Here is a 1,271-nt window from a genome sequence, read left to right on the forward strand (position 1 = left end):
GTTAGCAGTAAAAAATAAAAACAATGAAAACACTATTGATTAAGATACTTACAATTTTATTTTTCAGTTACAATGTAAATTCTCAAAACGCTTCTAAATGGTATAAAACATATCCTCTGATAGATATTGAAGGGAGCTGGTGTATATATTCATCAAAGAATGTAGACTCAACATTGAATTCAAGGTATCAGCTGCAATTTGATTATATCCAAAATTTTCAATTATCAAGTTTTAACTCGCTTTCTAAAAATGATTCTATAAATTTCCCAATAAAGGATGCAATTCTTGGAGCCAGAGGCAATTTAAATGGGAATCCAATATTAATCATAGATAGCGATTTGGATAGATCTCTAACAGATGAAATGATAATTATGCTTCCCAAATTAGAGAAAGACCCCTCTATAGAATACAGTGAGATATACAACTATTCTACAGCATTTAACCAAAATTTTGAAATAACATATGAAAAGGTAGTTGATAATTTAATTCATTTGAAGACTTCAAATATTGGATTTACTGTTAATCACAAGTATAATGAGTCGACAGATAAACTTGAGTATGTAGATAACTTCAAAATATGCTTTAACCAAAAATTGAAATTTGATGGTTCTATAGAAGGTTCGCGAGTTCAGATCAGTTGTTATGATTATCTGCCTTGGATTACGATTGTAAGATTTCACATCAGAACTAAAGACTTCCCCTATCAAAAAATTGATATAAAAACACCTTTTAGAATTAGAGAAGATGGACCGCTATACATTATAGATTCCGTAGACTTTATAAACAACAAATTTCTTATCTCAAACTACGGTCAGACAGAAAAGTTTTATTATTCAGGAGAATCACTATATTCAGATCAAATTGTAGACACTGACTCAATTACTGACAATTATAAACTTATCCATGTATGGGGATCATGGTGTGGACCTTGCATTCGAAATTTACCTAAGTTAATAGAGCTACAAAAAGAATTCACTAACATTGAGTTTATCGGAATTTGTGAAGAAAGGAATAAAGAAGCAGGAATGAAGGCTGCTTCCAAAGCTGGGATGACTTGGAAGAATATATTCTCTCCTATTAGTCAATCAAAACTTAACGTATTATCTTATCCAACATACTTTCTTATTGAAAAAAACGAAGTTGTTGTAAGATTTAAAAATTTGGATGAAGCTGAAAAATACTTTAGAAAGCTGTAAGAAATTTCTACTGCTAACAGGTGGCGATGATGGAATAGCTCCTAACGTCGCTCCTCCACATGCCACTAATCCGTT

Annotated in this window: 1 protein-coding gene; it reads left to right on the forward strand. The window is 31.2% G+C overall.

Going from position 1 to position 1,271, the window contains the following annotated elements; all coding sequences use genetic code 11:
• The first annotated feature begins 23 nt into the window (after positions 1–23).
• A complete protein-coding gene (locus tag L2567_RS20930; protein ID WP_235299819.1) occupies positions 24–1,196 on the forward strand; it encodes a TlpA family protein disulfide reductase in 1,173 nt (390 codons plus the stop codon).
• Positions 1,197–1,271: the final 75 nt, after the last annotated feature.

Source organism: Portibacter marinus (assembly GCF_021533195.1).
GTDB lineage: Bacteria > Bacteroidota > Bacteroidia > Chitinophagales > Saprospiraceae > Portibacter > Portibacter marinus.